Origin of the sequence: Streptomyces sp. RB17 (genome assembly GCF_009604455.1) — a bacterium.
In the GTDB taxonomy this organism is placed as follows: domain Bacteria; phylum Actinomycetota; class Actinomycetes; order Streptomycetales; family Streptomycetaceae; genus Streptomyces.
In genome coordinates, this window is sequence record NZ_WEGL01000004.1 from 644,478 (window position 1) to 667,667 (window position 23,190).

Annotated in this window: 19 protein-coding genes and 1 pseudogene; 14 read left to right on the forward strand and 6 right to left on the reverse strand. The window is 69.3% G+C overall.

Features of this window, described 5'->3' with window-relative positions:
• Window positions 1–301: 301 nt before the first annotated feature.
• From SRB17_RS20810 to SRB17_RS20835, 6 genes and pseudogenes are all read right to left on the reverse strand, one after another.
• Window positions 302–889: pseudogene (locus SRB17_RS20810) on the reverse strand (site-specific integrase); the annotation flags it as partial.
• A 672-nt stretch (window positions 890–1,561) separates the two neighbouring features.
• On the reverse strand, window positions 1,562–1,951 hold the full coding sequence (locus SRB17_RS20815; protein ID WP_153540781.1) for a hypothetical protein: 390 nt from the start codon (window positions 1,949–1,951) through the stop codon (window positions 1,562–1,564).
• A 277-nt stretch (window positions 1,952–2,228) separates the two neighbouring features.
• Window positions 2,229–3,959: a relaxase/mobilization nuclease domain-containing protein gene (locus SRB17_RS20820; protein ID WP_153540783.1), complete on the reverse strand. Its 1,731-nt coding sequence runs from the start codon at window positions 3,957–3,959 to the stop codon at window positions 2,229–2,231.
• Complete coding sequence (locus tag SRB17_RS20825; protein WP_323376002.1) at window positions 3,956–4,447, reverse strand: mobilization protein; 492 nt, start codon at window positions 4,445–4,447, stop codon at window positions 3,956–3,958. Before SRB17_RS20825 ends, SRB17_RS20820 begins: the two co-directional genes overlap by 4 nt.
• 183 nt (window positions 4,448–4,630) lie before the next feature.
• The gene (locus SRB17_RS20830; protein ID WP_153541282.1) at window positions 4,631–5,917 is read right to left on the reverse strand and encodes a hypothetical protein; all 1,287 of its coding nucleotides are present in this window, start codon (window positions 5,915–5,917) and stop codon (window positions 4,631–4,633) included.
• A gap of 344 nt (window positions 5,918–6,261) precedes the next feature.
• On the reverse strand, window positions 6,262–7,785 hold the full coding sequence (locus SRB17_RS20835; protein WP_228396147.1) for a DnaB-like helicase N-terminal domain-containing protein: 1,524 nt from the start codon (window positions 7,783–7,785) through the stop codon (window positions 6,262–6,264).
• A gap of 265 nt (window positions 7,786–8,050) precedes the next feature.
• On the opposite strand from SRB17_RS20835, the gene SRB17_RS20840 reads away from it, so the two are divergent.
• The 14 genes from SRB17_RS20840 (at window position 8,051) to SRB17_RS20905 (ending at window position 23,153) form a co-directional block, all read left to right on the forward strand.
• Window positions 8,051–8,602, forward strand: a complete 552-nt coding sequence (locus SRB17_RS20840; protein WP_153540789.1) for a helix-turn-helix domain-containing protein — start codon at window positions 8,051–8,053, stop codon at window positions 8,600–8,602.
• 125 nt (window positions 8,603–8,727) lie between these two features.
• The gene (locus SRB17_RS20845) at window positions 8,728–9,105 is read left to right on the forward strand and encodes a helix-turn-helix domain-containing protein (protein ID WP_194294072.1); all 378 of its coding nucleotides are present in this window, start codon (window positions 8,728–8,730) and stop codon (window positions 9,103–9,105) included.
• A gap of 31 nt (window positions 9,106–9,136) precedes the next feature.
• The gene (locus SRB17_RS20850) at window positions 9,137–10,654 is read left to right on the forward strand and encodes a LacI family DNA-binding transcriptional regulator (protein ID WP_153540791.1); all 1,518 of its coding nucleotides are present in this window, start codon (window positions 9,137–9,139) and stop codon (window positions 10,652–10,654) included.
• 301 nt (window positions 10,655–10,955) lie between these two features.
• Window positions 10,956–11,288: a hypothetical protein gene (locus SRB17_RS20855; RefSeq protein ID WP_153540793.1), complete on the forward strand. Its 333-nt coding sequence runs from the start codon at window positions 10,956–10,958 to the stop codon at window positions 11,286–11,288.
• A gap of 56 nt (window positions 11,289–11,344) precedes the next feature.
• Entirely contained in the window at window positions 11,345–11,656 is a 312-nt protein-coding gene (locus tag SRB17_RS20860; RefSeq protein WP_153540795.1) for a pore-forming ESAT-6 family protein, read from the forward strand.
• Between the two features lie 87 nt (window positions 11,657–11,743).
• The gene (locus tag SRB17_RS20865; RefSeq protein ID WP_228396148.1) at window positions 11,744–12,211 is read left to right on the forward strand and encodes a hypothetical protein; all 468 of its coding nucleotides are present in this window, start codon (window positions 11,744–11,746) and stop codon (window positions 12,209–12,211) included.
• A gap of 168 nt (window positions 12,212–12,379) precedes the next feature.
• Window positions 12,380–12,673, forward strand: coding sequence for a hypothetical protein (locus SRB17_RS46445; protein WP_153540799.1), 294 nt, complete (start codon window positions 12,380–12,382; stop codon window positions 12,671–12,673).
• Window positions 12,674–12,686: 13 nt separating this feature from the next.
• Window positions 12,687–14,051, forward strand: a complete 1,365-nt coding sequence (eccD, locus tag SRB17_RS20875) for a type VII secretion integral membrane protein EccD (RefSeq protein ID WP_323376004.1) — start codon at window positions 12,687–12,689, stop codon at window positions 14,049–14,051.
• A 10-nt stretch (window positions 14,052–14,061) separates the two neighbouring features.
• Window positions 14,062–15,375, forward strand: coding sequence for a type VII secretion protein (locus SRB17_RS20880; RefSeq protein ID WP_228396149.1), 1,314 nt, complete (start codon window positions 14,062–14,064; stop codon window positions 15,373–15,375).
• Window positions 15,372–19,373: a type VII secretion protein EccCa gene (gene eccCa / locus SRB17_RS20885; protein WP_153540809.1), complete on the forward strand. Its 4,002-nt coding sequence runs from the start codon at window positions 15,372–15,374 to the stop codon at window positions 19,371–19,373. Before SRB17_RS20880 ends, eccCa begins: the two co-directional genes overlap by 4 nt.
• Window positions 19,374–19,524: 151 nt before the next feature.
• Entirely contained in the window at window positions 19,525–19,926 is a 402-nt protein-coding gene (locus SRB17_RS20890) for a DUF6507 family protein (RefSeq protein ID WP_153540811.1), read from the forward strand.
• Window positions 19,926–22,118, forward strand: a complete 2,193-nt coding sequence (locus tag SRB17_RS20895; protein WP_153540813.1) for a hypothetical protein — start codon at window positions 19,926–19,928, stop codon at window positions 22,116–22,118. Before SRB17_RS20890 ends, SRB17_RS20895 begins: the two co-directional genes overlap by 1 nt.
• Window positions 22,119–22,145: 27 nt before the next feature.
• Window positions 22,146–22,601: a hypothetical protein gene (locus tag SRB17_RS20900; protein ID WP_323376005.1), complete on the forward strand. Its 456-nt coding sequence runs from the start codon at window positions 22,146–22,148 to the stop codon at window positions 22,599–22,601.
• Between the two features lie 129 nt (window positions 22,602–22,730).
• Window positions 22,731–23,153 (forward strand): hypothetical protein, encoded by a 423-nt coding sequence (locus SRB17_RS20905; RefSeq protein WP_153540815.1) that lies wholly within the window; start codon window positions 22,731–22,733, stop codon window positions 23,151–23,153.
• Window positions 23,154–23,190: the final 37 nt, after the last annotated feature.

Consider the following 23,190-nt stretch of genomic DNA (forward strand, 5'->3'; position numbering starts at 1 on the left):
ATGGATCAGCTGGGGAGAGCTGGCGTCACTGTTCTCCTCAAGGTTGATCACGAGCGCATGCAAACAGGTCACAAACCCTGGACGATGGTAATGTCAGGGCCGGGGCTGGGTGAGCGAGAATTGATTCGCACAGACGCGCCCACTCTTCAGAATTGCCTGAAGTACTGTCTTCGAGAGCTGAGCACATGTCCCGGCGATTGGGAATGGCTGGAGCTGTATTCGTAGACACATCAGAAGGCCCCGCCGGAATCCATTTCGGCGGGGCCTTCTGGGTGTCTGACGGCAGTAGTTGACGGCAACGTCAGCGGACGGATGCTGCACGAAGCGGCGGTTCGTCACCGTCGTCGGGCTGGTTGGTGGTCTCGGCAGGGTCGCGCAGCGCGCGGCCGAGGAGGTCGATGGCGTCGCGCTGGAGGCGGAGCCGGACGTGGGCGTAGACGGTGGCGGTGACGCCGATGTGGGCGTGCCCGAGGAGTTCCTTGATGACGACGAGTTCGACGCCCTGTTCCAGGAGGAGGGTGGCCGCCGAGTGTCGGAGGTCGTGGAAGCGGATGCGGCGGAGCCTGGCACGGCGGAGCAGGGTGTTGAAGTGCCGGGTGAGGGTGGCCCCTTCGATCGGGGCGCCGTTGGGCCGGGTAAACACGTAGCCGCTGTCCTTCCAGCTCTTGCCTGCCGCTTCGCGCTCGTGGCCCTGTCGGCCACGGTGGCGCTCCAGGGAGCGCAGGCACGGCGTTGGCAGGGCGATGCGTCGTTCGGAACTCTGGGTCTTGGTCGGGAGGGCGGTCAGGCCGCCGGAGTTGGTGCGCTGGAGGGTGCGCCGGATGCTGACGGTTCCGCCGGCCAGGTCGAGGTCTTCCCAGCGCAGGCCGAGGAGTTCGCCCTTGCGGAGCGGTCTCGGCCGAAAATATCTTGTATGCGGGAAGGAACCCGTTCGGTGGCTGAGCTAGTTGAGTTCGATGATCTCGCCCAGGTTGAGTCGCTGCTCAAAGCGTCGATCACCTTCAAGTTTGACGGGTCAGAAGAAGCGCAGATCTTCGTGATGAGTCCGATCTACGGAGCGGCATTGGGGCGATTGCGAGACGGACTTATCGAGGCTATGCGCTCCAGTAGCGACTCCGGGAAGGTGGCGCGAATTAGCGCTTGGTATCGGCTCAGGCATCACGTTCATCGGTGGCAGTTTGTGGCACGCGCAGCCCGCATGCATCCAAAGTGGAGTGTCATGAACTCGGCCGAACGTCGGGGATGGGTCGAATCAGTGGCCTCGCCATTTACTGTGGATGACGGTGTCTTCGCGGAGATCGAGCAGCTGGCTGTTGTTGACACGTAGGTAGCCCTCCGGCAGGAGCATAAAAATGAACACCGCACTGGACATCGTGGGAACGCTCGATACCGGTACACGGAGCACTCTCAGAGGGCGACTGGAGAGCGCGGTCGAAACATTTGGAAAAGTGACTGGGTTCACCGGGAAAAGTGGCGGTGAGCACAGGGAGTTTCGCTTGTGCTGTTTCCGTCATGTCGCAACGGCGGCCCACTGTGTGGGCCGCCGTTGGTGTGCGCCGGGTTAGTTCTCTTCGTACAGGGCGCGGTATTCGAGGGTGTCTTCCGCGGTGACGATCTCGGCGAGGCGTTCGAACTTTGCGTAGTCCTCGTAGGTCATGATGGCGACGGCGTCGTCGACCACCGATCCCTTGGGGAGCTTGGCGAAGTACTTCATGAGCAGGTCGACGAAGGCGTCCCTCATTTCGTCGAGTTCACGCTGCCATTCGGCTTCGACCTGTATCTGCGCCTTCGCGGCGGCCTTTTCCTCCGGGGTGAAGGTGACCAGCAGGTCGCGCTCAGCGCGGGTGAACGGGCGTCCGTCGCGGTGGTAGGGGCGCGTCCGGATGTCGGGGTGGCTGAAGTCCAACTTGGTGATGAGGAGGACGACTTCGGGGCGGACAGAGGAGGGCACGGGCGGTTTCCTTGTGTGTGGTGTCGTGAGATCGGTTGGTGCTGGCGAGCGGTTCGGGGGTGTGCGGGCGGGTGGTGCTCGGGGCATGACGTGCGGTGCCTTCACGTTGGGGTATTTGTCGGGCGCGGGCCGGCGGTGGGCGCGATGCGCGCTCGACTGCGGTGGGGACGGCGGGGCCAGGGGCGTGGCGTGGGGTTTGTGGACATCAGATGCTCCGGACGATCCCCGGTTTCGGTAACCGGGGATCGTCGGCTACCTTCCGCCTGCGCTTGTCCGGTCAGCGCCGGCGGGCTGCGCCGTTCGCTGCCCTGTTCGGGGGTTGTGCGACGGGCGCCGGAGAAGGGACGTGGCGCTTATCTCGGGTGGTTGTGTCCTGGGGGTTTTCCGGGGCGGCGGGCAGGTGAGCGCTGCGGCGCAGGCGCCATACGAGGACGTCGCTGATGGAGGTGGCGGTGCCGAGTTCGCGACGTCGTGTGGCTTCGGTGAGCAGGGTGGCCGGGTCGTGGCCGGCGTCCTTCGCATCGGCGAGAGTGGCGGCGAGCGCGGGCCAGCCGGGTTCGGCCAGGATCTGTTCGGCCAGGTCGGGGACTGCGTGGCGCAGGATGGCCACCTGCCGGTGCCGCAGGGACTGGGGCATGCGGCGGCCTCGCTGGCCAAGGTCGGCCATGGGCTGCATTGCGGCGGCCTGGTAGGCGGCGCGGAGGTGTTCGGCCGTCTGGCGGGCGGCCTGCGCCTGCTGGGCGTGGTGCCTCTTGGCGTGCCAGGTCGCCGCCGCGATGGCGAGGAAGAACGCCATGTCGATGAGCATGGCGGTGGTGGCGCCGTCTTCGCCGCGGCCGAGGGCGGGCCCGCTCTGGACGAGGTCGCGGGCGGCTTGGCGCAGGGCGCGGTCGTGCCCGCGTACGGCCTTGATGTGGGAGCGGGTGGCCCTCTCGAACGCGAAGGCCGCCTCGCGTAGTTCGGTGCGGGTTTGGGCGGCGGAGGTCTTGGCGAGGGCGTCGAGGATCTCCCCTGCGGCGGCGATCTGGGCTGCTGCTGCGCTGTCGTCGCCGTGGTCGATGATCAGCAGGGCCTGCCACGTGGCGGCGGTGGCCCGGCGCCGTGCGAACGCGGGACCTGTCACGTCCGGCAGGGTCGGCTCCGGCTGCGAGCCGTCCGCCGAAGCGGCCTCCGTAGGAAGCGTCCAACGTTCGCGGATGCGGGGCAGGGACAGATCGGGTGCGAGCGTGGAGCCCGCGTAGAACACCGGCTCCTTCTCGCCGTTGCGGTCGTCGGGCAGGGCGACTTTGTAGCCGAGCAGGTCGCCGGAGGGCGCGATGCGCTTGCGGATCAGCAGACCGGCGGCGGCGAGCTGGTCGAAGAACTCCTCCTCGCCCGTCGCGCCGGCCACCGCGCGCCGTACGGTCTCCCGCAGCTCCTCGCGCGCGGGGCGGTCCCGTCCCGCACGATCGGCCTTGTGCCGCTCCGCGCTGGTGGCCCGCTTGGCGGCGGTGCCGTCCCCGGGCGCGACCTGGTGCAGGTCGAGTTCCTTTTCGATCAGGCGGCACTCGGCCTGGGCGCGTTTACCGGAGCGGTGGTGGTCGGGGCGGCGGCCGTCCTCGCGGACGAGGGTGGCGATGATGTGGATGTGGTCGTCGGCGTGCCGGACGGCGGCCCAGCGGCAGCCGGCGCCGTCGCCGGGGTCGATGCCGGTGGCGGCGACCGTGCGGCGGGCGATGTCGCCCCACTGCTCGTCGGACAGGACCGGGTCGTCGGGGGCGGCACGCACGGAGCAGTGCCAGACGTGCTTGGCGGGGCGCTGGTCTGCGTCGAGGAGGGCGAGGGGCTGGTCGAGGAGGTGCTGGAGGTCCTCCTTCGTCGCAGAGGGGTCGCGGCCGGGGTCGGGGGCCATGCCGTCGAAGGAAGCGACCAGGTGCGGGTCGACGTGCTCCTCGTGGGTGCCCTTGCCGTACAGGTAGTGCAAAAGCCCGAGGGTGTTGCTGCCCTGCTGGTGGATCCGGGGGATCAAGCCGCCTGGCCCTCCTGCCCGTTGGCGACCCTGTCGGCTGCCCGTTGGACGGCCTGTGCGGCACGCTGCAGGTCGGCGAGGGCAGCGGCGAAGTGCGGTGCGTCGACACCAGAGTTGAGTGCCTTGACCGCCTGGTTGACGTTGCTGCCCGCCCAGCCGAGCTGACGACGCACACCGAACAGGGCCGTCAGAATGTCCCGCTCGGTGGCGATAGCCGCTGCGGTGCGGGACTGGTCGCGGGCAGCGGCCAGGGCGGAGTGGGCCAGGAACCCGGCCACGCTCATGCCGACGTGGTCGGCACCGGACTGGATGACGGCGAGTTCTAGCTCGTTGAGGCGGACGCTGTGAGCGGGGCGCTGCTTCTTGTCACGCGGACGCGACTTCCCCTTCCTGGCCTTGCCCTTGCGGCTGGCCTTGCCTGGCTGCGGTCCGCCCTCGGTCGCAGCCTTCCCGTCCGGTGCCCCCTGGTGCCGGAGGGGTCCCGCCACCCTTGGGGCGGGGACGGGTTCGGGCGCTCCCCCCGCGGGGGAGTGTCCGGACCTCCAACTTGCTCCCGACGGGGCAGGGGCGGTCGGCAGGGATTCCTCGTGGGGCGTGGGGTCTTCGTGGTACGGGGTGTGCATGGGGCCCTTCGGGTCGGGGTCTGGTTGGGATTGCTCGTGCTGTCGGGATCAGCGGAGTGGATCGCAGGCCGTGGCCTTGAGCTGCGCCTTGAACTCGCGGACGACTCGTCCGACGCCGTCGCTGGAGACGGTGTAGCCGACCGCGCGCAGGGCGTCCTCGACCCGGTCGCGGCCGACGCTGCCGGTCTCCTCGTAGATGCGGCGAGCGTGCTTGAGGATGACCTCGTCGGAGGCACGGGCTTTGCCGTCGTCGCGCTTCTTCCGGGCAGCCGGTTTCCGCTCGCGCCTGCCCGACACGCTGCCCGAGCTGTTGGCCGTGAGCGCCGGGCTGTCCTCAGCTTCTGCCCGTGCGGGCAGCCCGGGCCCCGGGTGGGCGGGCTGCGGGCGGGCAGCCGGAGGCACCTCGTCGTCGCCCGGGTCTGATGGGTGTGGGCGGGCAGCGTCCTCTGCCCGTGGAAGTGGTGCCGGGCGGGTGGCGCGCGGGCGGCTGCGCCTGGATTCCCGGGCGGGGTTGGAGGCCGGGACTTCCCAGCGCGGCGGCAGTGTGAGGGAGGCGAGGCTGAGGGCCTGCTTGCGGGTGGCGAGCTTGCGCAGCAGCAGCTCGTCCTGGAGCGGATCCCCGTCGACGCCGGCCCGCTCCAGAGCCTTGTGCAGGCGCTCGGTCAGGCGTCGCTGCCGCCGCCTGCCGCGCTTCTGGTCGGCCATCGACTCGGCGCGCAGGATCAGGGCGACGGCTTCGCTCAGCGCGCGCTCGCGGATGAGGCGGGCGGCATCGGCGTCCTGGTCGGCGATGCCGAGCCGGGCCAGGAGGCGTTCGCGGGCCTGGCGGACGAGGACGGCGGCCAGGCTGCGCGAGGCGGCGTCGGGGGTGCGGTGGCGCAGCTCGATGCCCATGGCTAGGTGCCACAGCATCGCGGCCATGACCGGGCCGACGAAGGCTCGCACGGTGCCGCCGACCAGCCCGGACTCGGCGTAGGCGGGCAGAACCTGCACCGCGGTGATGACCCACGTGAGGGTGCCGGGCAGACCGGGAGCCTGCTTCGGGCCGTTGAGGTTCTGCCGGGCCATCAGGGCAGTGGCGAACAGGGCCAGCTCGGCAGCGGCGAACATCGCGACGCGCTCCGCGGTACCGCCCATGTCGAGGTAGTCGGCGGCGAACCGCCAGCTGGTGTCCGCGCTGTACGCGGTGCAGCCGAGCGCGGCCAACGCCGCGACCGGCACCGCGACAGTCCCACGCCAGCGGCTGGGGCCGGACGGCCGGCGGCGCCGCCGACGGGCCCGCCATCCGGCGAACAGGGCGAAGAGGCCGAGCAGGGCAACAAGCGCCACGGCCATCGCGGGGGTGGGAGCCCAGTGCGGCAGGAGCGAGGCAGTGCCGCCTTCGGTGGCCCGGGCTATCGGGGCAGGGGAGGGCACGTCAGGTCTCTCCAGGGGGTGGTGCGGTGGGGCTTGTGGGGTGGGGGTGAGGGGCGTTCACGCAGGGGGCGTTCACGCGGGCCCCCTTCTAAAGGGGGCCCCGCGCGTGATCGCTTGGGCGCGTGTACGGCGTGGACGCTCGCGTGATCGCTTGACCTGCGGTTTTGCGGTCAGCGTGGACGCCGTGCGCGGTTCACAGCGAGGTGTTCGCGTGAGGGCCGCGTGTACGGTCGCGTGATCGCTTCACGCGGGCCGGCGAGGGGTCAGCCGACGGCGGTGAGGTGGCGTGCGGAGGCGTAGTAGCGGGTCTGCTGCCCGCCTCCGGCTCCCCCGGCGATGCCGTCGGCCTTGGTGGCCAGGCCGCTGTCGACGAGGCGGGCCAGGTGGCGGCGGGCCTTCTCCACGTCGGCGCGTTCGGGCTCGCCGCCGACCAGGACGGCCGCCAGGTCGCGTGCGGTCAGCCCGCCTGGGGCGTTGCGCAGCAGGACGGCGGGGTCCTTGCTGGGGTCGACCGTGGTGGTGCCGCGCACGTGGTCGTGGGTGACATCCAGCGGGCCGATCTCCCCGGTGGGCGTCTTGAGATGGTGCAGGGTCACGGCTGGGTCGCCTGCCCGGCCGCTGATGAACAGGACGCTGCCCGCCCCGGCGGTGATCCAGGCGGATCCGTAGACCTGGTCCAGGCTGGGGCGCTGGCCACGCGGTGCGTCGGCGGTGGCCTTGCGCTGGTGGTGCAGCTCCATGATCTCCACGCCGCCTCGCAGGGCGCGCATGCGGGCATTGTGGAAGGCGACCGCGAGGCCGTCGTCGACCATCGTGCTCACCGCGTCCTTGAGGCTGTCGATCACGATGGTGTCCGCCCGGTGGGCCGCGGCAAGATCGGCAAGAAGGTCGGGCTCCTTGTCGAGGGTGGCGGGCAGCGGGCCCTCCCAGACCACGAGACGCTCACGCAGGATCTTCTCGTCGGTATCGAAGACGCGCCGGTCCATGGCCCTGGCGATCTGCCGGGGCCGGTCCATGGCCAGGTAGAGCACCCGCCTGCTGGGGGCGACAGGCATCTCCAGGACCGTCTCCTGCAGCCCCAGGCGGGCGAAGACCACCTGGTGGGCCAGGGTGGTCTTGCCGACGCCCGGTGCGCCGACGATCATCAGGCTCTCGCCCGGTGCCCAGACGGTCTTCTCGCGGGTGCCCCACAACGGCTGGGCGTCCGCGCCGGTCTCCTTGACGAAGGACCACCCGTCCTTGGCGAAGCGGTTCAGACGTCCTTGGCCCGAGGCGAGTGCCCGCTCGCGCTCGGCCCGCATCTCCGCTTCGACTTCGCTGCGTATCGCCTCAGGGTCGGCGCCCGGCTCCTGGGCGCGCTGGACCGTGCGGACGGCGGAGGCGAGAAGACGGCGCAGGTCGGCCTTCGCGCGGATGATCTCCGCGTGGTGCTCCGCGCTGGCGGCGTCGTAGAGCGCACTGGCGAGCCGGTGCAGATACGAGGCGCCGCCGACACGCTTCAGGTCCCCCTGCTGCTGGAGCAGCTCCGTCAGGACGATCGGGTCGGTGGGTTTGTCCTCGCGGTGCTGGGCGAGCATCGCGCGCCAGATGGTCTCGTGGGCGGGCCGGTAGAAGGCGTTGTCGCCCAGGATGGGCCGCACGGTGTCGATGACGTGGCTGTGGTGCATGCAGGCGCCGAGCACCGCGCTCTCGGCGTCCAGATTGAAGGGAGCCTGCCCAGGCTCGTCCGGAGATGACGCGTAGCCGTACTCGAAGCGGGATGGCGTATTCGGTTGGGCGTCGGTCATACTAGGCATCAGCTCCTCTGCTCGCGGGCCATACGGGACGGCAATCCCGGCCTCGCGGGTCGATCGCTAGGGATGGCGGTTGAGAGGTTTGCGCTTGGCCCCCGGTGACAGCCGGGGGCTTTTTGCGTGCGGTGCTACGTGGGGTGGGTCGCGGCGATTCCTCGGGCTGGTCAGGGTGGGGCTATCAGTATGTCACACGAATTGCCGATCGCAGAAGTGTTCTGCATCTCGCAGAAGGCGTGCTATGGTTTAGGGGTCGCTGCAAATGGCAGTGGACTGCTACGAACGGAAGGAGGTGGCCGTGGTAGACGACGAGTCCCCGCAGGGCGTGCTGCTCAGCGGCGAGGCGAACGTCGCGGTGCGCATCAAGCTGGAACGCGAGGCGCGCGGGTGGAGCACCAATGCTCTGTCCGACCGCCTGAACGAGGCCGGCTTCGAGATGAACCCGTCCGCGGTCTGGCGCATCGAGAACGGCAAACGCCGCATCAACCTCGACGAGGCCATCGGCTTCGCCGAGGTCTTCGGCCTCGACCTGCGCAACCTCGTCGGGCCCCCGCAGCTTGCCGCCCAGGCCCGCGCCATGGAGCTCATCGACGCGGTCGTGGACGCGTTCCGCGAGACCCAGCGCGCCAACGCCGCCTACACCAAGGCGCGCGACGACCTTGATGCGTACCTCGTCGAGCACCCCGACCTCCGCGAGGAGGCTGACGTGATGGTCTCCAACGCCATCGCCGAGGCGTCCACCAAGCACCTGCTGGAGACGTACGGCCCGCCACCTGGCAAGGGCCGCGACGCCGACCCCACCAACGAGACGTAGCTCGACCCCCGCTCCCGTCCTGGGGCCGCAAACCCCCAGCACGGGACACCCCTCACGCCATCCCTAGCGATCGACCGGCAGGCCGGTGTTGCCGCACCCACGCCCGCCAGAAGAGGACTCACCCCTTGAACCGACCAGCAATACCCCCTGCCTCCACGCCGACTGCGCACCCCGACGCCGTTCTGCCGCGCCTCTACCTCCCCGAGGAAGTCGCCGCCGTCCTCGGCTGCTCCGCCTGGTGGGTCAAGGACCGCGCCCGCCGGCGGCTCATCCCGTTCACCCGCGTCGGCCGCGCCTACCGCTTCTCGTCCGATCACCTCGCCGAGATCGTGCGCATGCACGAAGAGCGCCCGACCCGAAGCCCGCAGCGTCCCGGTGGCATTGCTGTGCCGACGCGGCAGCCTGCTGTGCGAGAGCGTACCGAGGCAGCCGTGCCCATGGTCCGTCTCAAGGCCCGGCCGCCTCGCCGCATGACCAAGTCCCAGTTCGGAGCCGCCGCTTAACGCACCCCACACGACAGAAGGGAGGGAACCCATGGGGTACGCAGAGAAACGCGGCGGCTACTGGCGCGGCCGGTACAAGATCGAGGACGGCAAGTACGGCACGGTCGCCGATTCCACGGGTGCCGTGATCAAGTTCGCCACCAAGCGCGAGGCCAAGCAGGCCGCGGACGCGGAAGAGGTGACCGTTCGGCGCGGTCAGTGGCGCGACCCGGGGCTTGGGCAGGAGACCTTCGGCGAGTACGCCAGCCGCTGGTACGAGGCCCAGGACCTGGCCGCCTCGACCATGCAGAACTACAAGCGCCACATCGAGGAGCACCTGCTCCCCGAGTTCGAGGACAAGGCGCTCGCCGGCATCCTGCGCACAAACATCGACGCCTGGGAGAAGAAGGAGAAGGCCCTCTACGCGGCCTCCAGCGTCAAGACCTGGCGCTCGACTCTCCACCTGATCTTCGAGGACGCGATCGACGAGGGCCTGATCACGTCCAACCCGGCCGCCAGGCGGCGCGGGCGCGGCAAACGCGCCGGCCGCTCCCGCAACCGCGGCCCGGAGAAGGTCGTCACCGACGCGCTCGGCATCCTGCTGACCGCAGAGCGCGCCGCCCTGCTCTCCGGCCGCGACGACGAGTTCGTCGCCGTCGTCCTCAAGGGCTACACGGGCAAGCGCTGGGGCGAGATCGTCGGCCTGGAGACTGAGTTCGTCCGGCCTGGTGCATTCCGCGTCGAGTGGCAGCTGTACGAGCTGGACACCGGCGAGCTGGTGCGCTGTCCGCCCAAGGACGACAGCTACCGGACCATCGACGCGATGGACTGGCTGTCGGCCCTGGTCTTCGACCACATCGCCCGCACGAAGCCGACACCCTGCCCATGTCACGGGCGGACGTACGTCTTCCGAGGCCAGGGGGCAGCGCGGACCGGCGGCCACCACGGCGCCAAGCTCGCCGACGTAGCCCGGCTGGCCGGGGTCTCCACGGGGACGGTGTCCAATGTCCTCAACCACCCCAACCGCGTCGCCGAAGCCACGCGGGTGCGGGTCGAGAAGGCCGTCGCCGACCTCGGATTCGTGCGAGGTGGCGCTGTGTCGGGGCATGCAGCCCACTGGCGCAGGAACGGTTTTGCGACCTGGTTGTTCACGCCGGCGGTCTCCGGCTGGTACCCGAAGAAGGCGCCGCAGGAGGCCCGCCCCGTGCCCATCCTCGGTGAGCCGTGGCCCGGCGTCCCGGCGCGAGGGCGGGGCGCCACCGATCGCGCCGATGCCTGCTGGCTCCCGATCGCCAAGGGCCTCACACCCCACGGCCTCCGTCACACCCACCGGACGATGATGGAGGACCTGGGCACGGAGAAGGTGCTCATGGACGAGCGTATGGGCCACCTCGACGGTTCGGTCTCCGCACGCTACGCCCACGTCACCCCAGGCATGCGTAAGCGCCTCATGCTGGGGCTGACCGAGCAGTGGGAGGCAGCGCTCGACGCCCGCCTGGCCCTGTGCCCGACTTCACCGGTGCGCGTGCTCAACAACCTCCTGCGTGCACGCGCGGTCGCCCTCCGGTAGCCCCACGGTGCCCCGCAACACTGTTGCGGGGCACCGCCGTTTCCCCGTAGGAGGTCGGCGATACAACGCCCATCCAGGTTGCATCGACCGATTCGGCGACACGAGCTCGTCCCGGATGACCAGATGGCCCTCAGCCTCGGCCTATCGCATGCACCAGATCACGCCACTTCGGTCCCTTTCGCGTTGCGCCTGCAACTTGGGATGCGAGAGGATGTTCGACGCACTGTGGGCTCTGGCGTCGCGAGGTGAAGCAGCGGCGATTGAGTTGTCCCGGCACACAACACGCTTACGGGGTGGGTGGATGAAGTTCGACATGGGGTCGACGACCCTGTCGCAGCTCGGGAAGAGCACCGTCGGCTCAAGCGACGACCTGGGCACGCTGATCAGGTTGCTGATCCAGGCGGCCGAGCCGTTGGAGGGCAAGTTCAACGGTGCCGGCAAGGCCGCGTTGGACACGTTCAAGGTGCATGCCGACGAGATCACGGCGGACCTGAACAGCTCGCTGGGCGCGATCCTCGGCGGTCAGTCCGGTATGGACACGGCGTTCGGCAGTGGTGACGTGGAGTTGGGTGACAACGCGCACCAGAACATGGGTGCTGCCAACTTCGACGCCGCCCGCTTCGGCGCGCGGTAACCGCAGTCGAAGAGGAACTCACCGCTGTCGTCACCGTTTTCAAGGGGGACTCGATCATGGCTCAGAATCAGGACCGCCGCTCGTACGACACCGGCGCCTCCGCCGACGTACAGACCAGCCTGTCCGGCATCATCGGTCAGCTGGAGCACGTGCTGACCGACCGCGACCGTGCGGTCAAGGCGGCGATGGCCGATTTCCGGGCCGACGGTGTCTCGGACGAGTACCACGGCAAGGAGGTCCGCTGGCACAAAGCTGCGGCCGAGGTGCGCGAGATCATCCGTCTGGTGCGCAACACGCTGGAGCAGAACGACGGCACCGCTCAGGCCACCCTCGCCAAGGCGAAGGCAGCGGTCGACAACATCGGCTGACCGGCGGTTGGCGGTGCCCCTCTCCGCTCCCGTCGGCCGCTCGCCCGAACAGGCCATGCATCTGTAGCCTGCGCGACCATGGCTGACATGTTCGAGCTGATGCTTGCGTTGGACTTGCGTGACGAGTTGTCGGCGGGGGAGCTCGCGGAGCTGCGATGGCATCTGGGAGCGGGCCCCCAGCCGGAAACATTCCGTATCGTCACCGAATTTCCGGTCGTGGTGGAGGACGAAGACGGAGAGTTCGTCATCGAGGATCATCCTGAGCCCCTTCTCGGCCAGCAGGGCGGTGGCTACAAGGTTGGGGGCGCACTTGTCTCCGTGCTGCTGCGTCTGCAGGACACGGGGCAGGAGGGCTGGGCGCTGACCAGCCGACAGGAGATCCATCCAGACGATTTCGAGCGCACTGGTGAACTCCTCAGCTGGCTCGCGGCCAGGGCCAGTGAGCGGCACGGAGGCTCCGACGGCGAGGTCCATCTGGGCTGGATTCGGTTCTATGAAGAGCGCCTGCCCGTGCCTTTGGTAGTGCGTGACGGCGCAGTCGTCTGGCCATCATAGGTTCGGGACGACGGGGCGAGGTGGTCACGAAGGCAGAGCGCCGTGGCTGGGGGCATTGTCGGCCTGCGCTGCTGACCGCTGCCCATCCCCTGCCTCGGTGCGTTCGGAATCCGCACGGCGAGAAGATGTTCTACGAGCACCCGCATGTCCAGTGAACCGGATTGAGTGATGTCAGCCCAGGATTACGACAGTCAGCTTCTTGAGTCCGTGGCGGTGCGGCGTCGGCGGTTGCGTGATGCCGTGTTGTTCGGGGCGCAGCGTCAGCGGCGGACCGTGGACGAGAGGCTCGGGAAGGCGTTCGCGGGGGTGGTGATCGCCGCCGTGGCGTGTGCCGGGTGCGTGGGGTGGTCCTTCGTCACGCACCGCGTGATCGGGAAGGCTCCGTACGGGACCCCCGCGCCCGTGTCCACGCCCTCCGGTCCGCCCACCGTTCCACCGCAGCCTGCGAATTCGGCCCGATGATAGGTTCGAACGCGTGATATCCCGGGGGACTGTGAGCCGTACGGCACTGAGTCGAGTCACATTGGTCGGTGAACGTCGGCGGGTGGATCTGGTGCTGCCGGCCCGGGAGCCGGTCGGGCTGCTGTTGCCCGAGGTGATGCGGCTGCTCGACGACCGGGTGGCCGAGCATCCGCAGGACCGGCACCTGGTGACGGCCGACGGAAGTGCTCTGGAGCCTGATGCCACGCTGGAATCGGCGGAAGTACCCGACGGTGCCGTACTCCGGCTGGTCCGGGTCGAGGACGCGCCGTCCGCTCCGGTCGTCCATGACGTGAGTGACGAGGCGGCCGGCGATTTGGATGTGCGGGCCTGGCGGTGGGACGCGCGGGCGCGGCGGATCACGGCCGCGGGCGCGGGTGTGGTCTGGGCGTCGGCCGTCGGCTTCATGGCACGCCAGGGGTTCGAGGCCGAGGCCGCCGGATGGGCGCTCCTCGTGACCGCGGTGGTGGCCGCGGCGGCTGGTGCACTGCTGGGGCGGGCCGGGCACAAGGGGCTTGCCGCCGCTCTGGTCGTGGTGAGCGCCGCTGTGGGTGTGCAGGGCGCCTGGTCGGTTGCCGACGCACAGGGCTGGCCGGGAGCAGTGCGGTTGGCCGCCGTGCTCTCGGTCCTGGTGGTGGCGCTGTTGTTGCTCGGCTGGTTCTCGCCGTTCGGGCGGGGCGCGCTGGTCGGAGCAGGGGCACTGGCCGGAGCGGGCGCGTGCTGGGAGGTGGCGCTCGCGTTCCAGCCTGGCGGAGCCGGCACGGCCGGTTCGGCACGTGCCGGGGCGCTGCTCGCCGTGGTGTCCGTTGTCGCGCTGGGCGTGCTGCCCCGGCTGGCGCTAGCGGCGTCGGGTCTGTCCGGGCTGGACGACCGTCGTTCCGCGGGCTCGTCCGTCGGTCGATACCAGGTGGCCACCGCGTTGGCCGCCACGCATCGGGGGCTGGCGCTGGCGACGGTCGTCACCGCGGTCTGCGGTGCGGTCGCCGGAGTGCTGGCGGTGCGTACCGTGACGGTGTGGACGGTGTTGCTGGCCGTCGCCGTGGCGTTCGTCCTCGCGCTGCGGGCGCGCGCCTACCCGCTGGTGGCGGAAGTGGCCGCGCTGCTCGCGGCATCCATGGTTGTGGCGCTGCGGCTGGCCTGGCTGTGGCGAGAGCATTCCGGAGCTGCGGCACCGCTCGCCGTTCTCGGCGTACTTGTCGTGGTGTCGCTGGGTGTGCTGGCCGTGCAGCCCGCCGAGCATGTCCGGGTACGGCTGCGCAAGGCCGGCGACGTACTGGAGTCGGCCGGTGTGATCGCTCTGTTCCCGCTGGTCCTCGGGGTGTTCGGGGTGTACGGGCGGCTGCTGGGCACCTTTGCGTGAGGTGGCGGTGATGACGACTTCCGGCCGTTGGCAGGACGATGTGCTGCGTGAGCTGACAGCGGGCTCGGCCGACGGGACGCGCCAGCAGCCTGAGCCGGGTGACGCCCGGCCGCTCCTGCCCGTGCGCCACCCGGACGAGGAGCGTCCCAACCCGGGTCGGCCGTCCCGCGAACAGCACACCGCGTGTTCGGTCTCGCGCGGGGACGAGGAGAGGTCCGCCCCGCACACCCCGGCTCAAGCACCCCAGGGCCTGGCGAACGAAGGTCCGCCGGCACCGCCGGCCCAGGCCCACTCGGGTATCGGGTCCCCCAGTCCCGGAGTCGAGGCAGTCCCGCAGACCCCAGCGACGCCACCGAACGCATCCCCCGCCGTACGGCCGCCCCGCCAGGCCCGGCTGCCCATGGCGACGCCGGAGCCTGTGCCGACGCTCGACCCGCGCCTCGCCATAGCGCTTGGTTCCCCCCAGCACGGCGACTCGCTGGTCCGGCGCTCGGGCCGGTCGCTGCGCAAGCTGACCTCGTCGGCCGCGCAGGAGGTCGCCGAGGAGAGCCGGCTGGGCGGTCAGCTGCAGCAGCCGGTGACCACGGGCCGGGTGATCGCGGTGACGTCCATCCGCGGTGGTGTCGGCAAGACCACGACCGCCGCGCTGCTGGCGCGGGCGTTCAGCCACTACCGGCACGACCCCGTACTCGCCCTGGAAGCGGACGCCGCTCTGGGGACGCTGCCGGTGCGGATGGGCGCTCAGTCCGTACGCTGGTCGTGCGTCGAACTCGCCCAGATACTCACTCCGTCGATGCAACTGACCGACGTCACCGGATACCTGGTGCCCGTTGCCGACGGCGGCTGGCTACTGCCCGCCAGTCAGGGGCGGGTAGGCGCCCCGCTGGACGTGCGCACCTACCGCACCGTCACGCTCGCGCTACGGCGCTACTTCGCCGTCACGGTGGTCGACTGCGAGACGCTGCCCGGCGAGGTGGCCCGCACCGCCATGGACACCGCGCACGCGCGGGTGGTCGTCGCCCCGCTCACCGCCGAAGGGGTGGGCGGTACCCGCATCGTCCTGGACTGGCTCGGCGGGCTGCCGCATGCCGCGCTCGCCTCCACCGTCGTGGCCCTCACCTCGAATACGCCTGACGCTCATCTCGATCTGAAGGCCGCCACGGCCCATCTGCGGGAAACCGGAGTCACCCTCGTGCATCTGCCCTACGACCGGCATCTGGCCGGTGGCGGACCGATCATGCCCGATCGGCTGGCTGAGGCCACGCGCCGCGCGGCTACCCAGCTCGCCGCCGAGGCACTGCAGAGGGCGGTGCGGGTGCGTTGACCCAGCAACAGGTCCATCGTCCCGCCCGCTCGACGCGCCCTCTGCTCCAGCCAGCGCCGCGCACGATCGAGTCTCCGCCGAACCTGCCGGAGGGCAAGACCGGCAGCCCGGCGACCGCACTGTTGCCGATGGCCGGCGTCATGAGTTCGGTCGTGATGATGACGGTGATCCGTTCCAGCCAGTTCGCGGGCCTGGGCGCTGTCGTGCTTGTCATCGCGCTGCTCGGTGCCGTCGCTCTGTTCCTGTCGCAGCGCGGCAAGGCCCAGCGGCAGCGGCGCGTTCAGCGCGAGCGGTACCTGGAGTATCTGGAGGAGCTGCGCGCCGAGTTGGGCGCGGAGGAGCGTGAGCGTCGGCGTGCCGCTCGGCTGCTGCACCCCGCGCCCGCGGCTCTATACGACGTCCTGCGTGATCCCGCGCGGCTGTGGGAGCGGCGCCGCACGGACACAGACTTCCTTCACGTGCGGGTCGGTGTCGGTGACGTACCCGTGCAGGAGCTGACCATCGGCCAGCAGGCGGTCGGAGGCGTGCTCACCCCGCCCGACCCGTTCATGCTGAACGAGGCACGCGCCCTGCAGGCCCGCTACACGACCGTGTCCGACCATCCGCTGACCGTGCCACTGGACAGAGCGGGCAACGTCAGCATCGTCGGCGACCGCGCCGGAGTGCTGCGCGTCGCCCGGTCCCTGCTCGTGCAGGCCGCCGTGACCCACGCACCGGACGACGTCGCCATCGCGCTCGCCTCTCCCGGGGACCGTATCGAGGAGTGGGAGTGGGCGAAGTGGCTCCCGCACGTCCTCGACCCGCAAAGCCATGACGGCGCCCTCGCCGCACGCCGTATCGCCCCCGGCATGGCTCAGCTGGCTCAGGTGATCGGCACGGATCTGGGGCGGCGCGCCTCGTACGCGGCCGAGGTGCGCCGCGGGCTGTCCGACAACAAGGCGCTCGCCCTGACCGACCGGCTGCTGGTCCTCAGCGACGCATACGGGGAAAACGCCGTAGAGCTACCGCGCCCGGACTCCGCCGTCGCCCTGGACGACATGGGCGTCACGGTTCTGCACCTGCTCGCCGAACAGGTCCACGAACCCGATCACGTCTCCGTACGGATCACCGTCGACGGCGACCAGGTCACGGTGGAGGATCTGCGCGGAGAGCAGGTCGTACGGACGGACGGGGTCGTCGACCGCACAGGGCTCCCCGAGGCCGAGGGCCTCGCCCGGGCTCTCGCGCCGCTGCGGCTGTCCGCGGAGACCGCTGCCGAGGGCACGCCCGTCTCTGGCCCGGTCGACTTCCCGCAGTTGCTCGGCATCGACGACATGGCCGCCCTCGACCCGGTCCGGACGTGGGCGCCGCGCGGGGAGCGGGACTTCCTGCGCGTGCCGATCGGCCTGGACGACCGGCATCAGCCGGTGCTGCTCGACCTGAAGGAGTCTGCCGAACTCGGCATGGGGCCGCACGGGCTGTGCGTTGGCGCGACAGGCTCCGGCAAGAGCGAACTACTGCGCAGCCTCGTCCTTGCGCTGGTGACGACGCACGGACCGGACGATCTGGCGATGGTCCTGGTCGACTACAAGGGCGGTGCCACCTTCGCCCCGTTCGCCGGCCTGCCGCACGTGGCGGGCGTCATCACGAACCTGGAGAACCAGGCCGGACTGGTCGAGCGTGTCCACACCTCCCTCGCCGGTGAGATCAAACGACGCCAGCAGGTCCTCAAGGACGCGGGCAACATCGCCGACATCGGGCACTACCGCACCTTGCGCGCCACGGCCCGGCCCGAACTTGAGTCGCTGCCGCATCTGTTCGTCGTCATCGACGAGTTTGGTGAACTCCTCACCGCGAAACCGGACTTCATCGACCTGTTCCTGTCGATCGGCCGCATCGGCCGCTCCATCGGTGTCCACCTGCTGCTGTCCAGTCAGCGTATCGAGGGCGGCAAGCTCAGGGGGCTGGAGACGTACCTGTCGTACCGGCTCGGTCTGCGCACCTTCTCGGCGGACGAGTCCCGCACGGTCCTGGAGACCACCGACGCCTTCCACCTGCCGCCCCTACCCGGCTTCGGCTACCTGAAGGTCGACACCTCCACCTACACCCGCTTCAAGGCCGGCTTCGTCTCCGGTGCGTACCGCGGCCCCGCCGTACACGAGAGCACCGCCGACGCCGAGCCGCTCGCCTGGACGTACCCGGCGTTCAACGCCCCGGCACAGATACCCACGACGGCGGATGACACCCCGGCGCCGCGTGAGCGCGAGACCGGTCCGACGGTCCTGGGCGTCGCGGTCGGCCGGCTCACCGAAGCCGCCGAACCGGTGCGCCGGATCTGGCTGCCGCCGCTGCCCGAAGCGCTCACTCTCGACATGGCAGCGGGTCCCGTACAGGTATCCGCCGACGGCCTCCGGCTCGCCCACCCCGGCGGCCCGTTGCAGGTGCCGCTGGGCGTCCTCGACGATCCGGCCCGGCAGTGGCAGGGCCCGTGGGTGCACGATCTGAACTCCGCGGGCGGGCACACTGCCATCATCGGCGGCCCGGCCTCCGGCAAGACGACCCTGCTGCGTACCCTCGCGCTCTCCCTGGCCCTCACCCACACACCGCGTGACGTCGCCGTCTACGGCCTGGACCTGGCCGGCGGCGGACTCAGTGCCCTGGCGGACCTGCCGCACGTGGGCGGTATCGCGACCCGCGCCGGCCACGAGCGCGCCGCCCGTACCGTCGCCGAGGTGCGCGCCATGCTCGCCGAGCGCGAGGAGATCTTCCGCGAACGGGGCATCGACTCGGTCGACCAGCTGCGGGCCTTGCGGGGACGAGGGCAACTTCCCCAGCTCGGTTCCACCGACGTGGTGCTGCTCATCGACGGATTCGGTGCTCTGCGCGACGAGTTCGCGCACCTAGACGACGATGTGGCCGACCTCCTCAAACGTGGCAGCGGCTATGGCATCCATGTCGTGGCGGGGATGCTCCGCTGGAACGACGTACGCATCGCCACCCAGTCCCTGTTCGGCAGCCGCATCGAACTGCGCCTGAACGACCCGGCCGACTCCTCCGTCGACCGCAAGCTCTCCGTGACCCTGTCGGCGGACACACCGGGCCGGGCTCTGACGGACGGCAAGCTGTTCGCCCATGCGGCACTTCCCCGCATCGACGCCCATGCCACGACGGACGGTCTCGGCCAGGCCCTGGAGCAGGCGGCGGCCACGCTGCGCGCCGCCTGGCACGGCGAGATCGCCGCGCCCGTGCGGGTGCTGCCGACCAGGCTGCCCGCGCAGCACCTGCCCTCCACTGGGGCGGAGCCGCGCGCGATCCCGATCGGTGTCGACCAGGAGGCCCTCGCCATGACCGTCCTGGACCTGTTCGGCGCTGACCAGCACCTACTGGTCCTCGGTGACAACGAGTGCGGCAAGACGAACCTGCTCAGGCTCATCTCCCTCTCCCTCATCGACCGCTACGACAAGGACGAGCTGGTCTTCGGCGTGTTCGACCCGCGGCGCGGTCTGCGCGGCGTCATCCCGGAGCCCTATCGCGGCGGCTACGCGCACAATGCCGCGCTCTCCCAGGCGCTCGCCACCGGCATCGCCACCGAACTGGAAAAACGCCTTCCGGAGGCCCCCGACCCCGACGCCCTGACCGATGAGCCGTCGTTCACCGGCCCGCGGATCGTGATCCTCGTCGACGACTACGACATCCTCACCGCGGCCGGACAGCAGCCCCTCACCCCGTTCCTGCCGTACATCTCCTCGGCCCGCGACATCGGCCTCCACTTCGTCGTCACCCGCCGAGTCGCCGGAGCCTCACGGGCCCTGTACGAACCGTTCCTGACGGCGCTGCGTGAAACCGGAACCACAGCGCTGGTGATGACGGGCGACCGCACCGAAGGCCAGCTCTTCCCCGGCCTGTACGCCTCCACCCAGCCGCCCGGCCGCGGCACCCTGGTCCGCCGCGGCCGCCGCCACCAGCTGATCCAGACCGCCCTGGCACCCGAGACCGAGCCAACGCAGGCCCCGACATGACCAATTGATGGGTTGGCTGCGGCTTTGGCTAGAAGCGTGTGGCTGCTGCGAGAACCGATCTGATAGGGATGAATGTCCTGTTGTCAGTGGCGCGTGCGATGCTGAGCAGCGCTGATGGAACGTATCTGCAGGTGACACAGCGGGGGTTGACGTGACGGGGTGGGACATCAGTCCCAGCGGGGTGGAGTCCATTCTGTCGTTGGTGGGGCTTGCGGCCGACGACCTGAGCAAGGACATCAAGGGCTACGGGACGAGCGTCCAGGACGCGGCGGAGTCCGCGGGCACGATCAGCGGCCCGTACTGCGGTGGTCCGCCGGTGGGGCCGGTGGGTGCTGCGGTCGCGAACTTCGTGTCCGATACCGAGAGCTCGATCAAGTTCATGGCGGCCCGTATCAAGAAGACGATGGACGGGACGGTCAAGGCGACCGGTGCGTACATCGATGGGGACCTGGCGATGGCCGCCCGGGCCCAGCGTGACGCGGCCAAGGCGCCCACCCCGGCCGAGCTGCAGGCTGTGGGCGAGCAGACGAAGCACCACGGGGGCGGGTCGTAATGGACATGATCGAGCCGGGGGGCATACTCCAGTACACCGGCGACTTCAGGGCGTTGTCCAAAGCAGTCACCGAGCTGCGTAAACACGCGATCGGCATCCGTGACGCCGGCAAGGACGTCCATTCGCGCTTCCAGGCGACGGCCGCGTTCTACAAGGCGCCGGAGGCGGACCAGCTTTTCTCCTCCACCCAGCCGGTGATGGACACGGCGGACGAGTTCGCCAGTCACATCGAGTCCCTCGCCGATGCCCTGGACACCTTCGTCGGCGAAGCGAAGCCGTACGCGGACCGCTTGAAGCATCTGAAGGAGAAGGCGATCGCCTTCGTCGACAGCGTCGAAGGCGACGACGGCTGGACCAAGGACCAGCACAAGGTCGACGAGCACAACGCCCTCATGCATGGCGTGGCGGAAGCCGTCGTGGGCTTTCAGAAGGCGGAGCACAACGCGGCGGTCAAGATCGGTGCCATCAGCCCGGCGCTGTGCCGCCCCGTCGGCGACGAGGGCAGCACGTATGGCATCAGCGTCGACAAGCTCGAGTCCATGCCCGACCTGCCGTGGGGTACTCCCGTTGCCCGCACCTACGACCGCTGGAGCATGGACTGGTGGGGTCACGGCATCAAGAGCTGGGCGTGGGACGGCCTCGTCAAAGACAGCCTCTGGGGCGGCTTCGTCGGCCTGGGCACCTTCGAGGACAACATCCTGGGCATCAACGGCTCCGACGCACAGCACCAGACCTGGGACGGCCTCAAACGCACCATCGTCGGCGCCTACGCCTACGGCATGGATGCGGTCGGAGAGGGCGACCACCTCTCGGAGTGGCAGCGGGACAGCAAGGCGTACGCCAAGGAGTTCGGCAAGCAGTTCATCGCCTACGACGAGTGGCACAAGGACCCGGCTCGGGCCCACGCTGTCACCAGCTTCAACCTCCTCACCGTGTTGGGGGGCGCTGGCGGGGCGCTCGCCAGGCTGGGCAAGGCAGGCAGATTCGTGGAAGCCGCCAGCACGGTGGCCAAGGTCGGAGGTGCCCTGGATCCGGTCTCCGGCGCCGCGAGGGCGGCGAGAGCCCTGTCCGATCTGCCGAAGGTCTCCGAGGTACTGACCAACGTCAGCGAACACCTGCGGCTGCCGAAGACGAGGTTCCCCGACGGCGCCCTGGACGACCTAAGCAACCGCTACAGGGTCGACAAGAACGGCCAGCTCATTCCGATCAACGCCGACGGCACGCCCAACCTTGCCGAGGCCCCGCACGAGCCTGCCGCCGCCGACCGTGGCGGTGAGGCGCCATCGAGCCACGCGACCTCGGATTCGTCACATGGCGCAACGGATACGTCCGCCCACTCCAACCGATCACACGAGTTGGTCGGAACCGGTGCCCGGGCAGAACATGCCGCCGACTCCGCGCACACCAGTGAGCGGACACCGGGGCAAGCAGGTGGACACGCCAGCGGTCACGCTGCATCATCCGAAGGCTCTTCCACCAGGGGTGCCGGTGCAGAACCGGTCAGCCGGCGTGGAGCGGGTAGCGGAGCAGGGGGACATGGCTCCGGAGGAACGGGACCTGACCCTCACGGCTCGGCATCCGACAACGGCTCCCCCCACCATGACGGTGGCGATGAGCACACTGGCCATGATTCACCCGCTGACCCGGGCAGCCACTCGTCCGATCCACACCATCACAACGCCTCGGGCGCAGAGCCGGATCACACACGCCGCGCGCTCCCGCCGGGTACCGCTGACAGAACCTTGCGCGAGATGCGGCGCATGCGTCACAGCCGGGAAAGGTACAAGGGGGCAGAGGACTACGTCCGCAAGATTGCGGGTGGCGCACCTGAGCGACACTATCGCGTGCCCACTCATGACCACCCTTATCACCCTGTAAAGGCGCCAGGAGGCCGCAATGTCGATGTCCCAGTGGACATGCCTGACGGCCGTACTCTGGCTGTGGAGGTAAAGCATTACCTTGAATGGAGGACGATCAAACTCAAGGGTGGCGGCACCCGTCGGGTGAGGGGCGAAGTCCCGCTGAACGAAGGTATCATTGAGCAAATCAACAAGGACCTCACGCTAAGACGGCTGGACCCAAGGTTCGATCCACGCTGGGTCTTCCTGCATGCACCTCCGTCGCAAGCGCTGAGAAACTACCTCATACATGCTCGCATCATCTTCATCGAGTTCGGGCCGGCCCCCAAGTAACCGCGAAAGCCGCGAAAGGAACATAGCGTGGTAAACGCAAATGAACCCGACCTCCAGGGCTGGAGCGAGGAGAGGCATCGGAACGCCATCGACATTGCGGATATGCTCGGAGTGCCCCCCGAAATTTACGCGAGCGACCCAACGGGCCTCATCCCCGCCTTGGACGACTACGTGTCCCGCGCTCCTCTGAGTGAATTCGAGGAGTCCGACTGGGTCACTCTGCACTTGGATTTGGCGTCCTACGTCGCCGACTTCCTCATCCATAAGTACGGGGCGCGCTGGATCGTCGCGGATGATCCCGCTGGGCCGGTTGGATTCCGCTATGTCATCGAGGCAACTGGACTCGACGGACAGACTCGTCGGGTCGACCCCATCGATGTCGTAGCCAAAGAATTCGCTAACCGTCCCATCGAAATCGTCCGGATGCTGGCCAGCGCAGAGCTCACCTTGAACCTCGCTGCGCAGGCCGGCGACGAGGAATAAGCAGGGCGCGAATATCAGCAGGGTAGTGAGGGCCCAGCAAATCCCGACCAGGCTTCAATAGCTACCTCTCGACGACGCGGAAGTCCGCGCGGCGTAGCTCGACAGGGGGGTCTACCCCAAGGACATGGTGTGATCACCTCCAACCCCGTTGGCGACTGGACTTGGGAAGTCCCGCCGGGCGCTGAAGGGGTCCGCCTCATTTGTGTAGCGGAAACCGCTGTAGCGGTCTGGAGCGTCCTGGCCGCACACGCAACAGCTGCTGGTGAGACGGCGTTCGAAGCGGACACCGCATGGCTGCTACGCCTGCGGGTCGCTCACGGCCAAGGGCTCAGTGCGCTACACGCAACAGCTGCTGGTGAGACGGCGTTCGAAGCGGACACCACATGGCTGCTACGCCTGCGGGTCGCTCACGGCCAAGGGCTCAGTGCGCTCACCGGGCTGTCGTGGGTAGCGCAGAGTCCGCCGCATCCGGAGATCGGCTTGGTCGTCGAGGACGCCCCTCAAGAAGCCCCCTCCCTGGACGCCCTCGAAGAACTCTCGGGCCGGTACTGAGAGCCGTAGTGCCGTCCTCTCTGACAGAAAGCAGCAC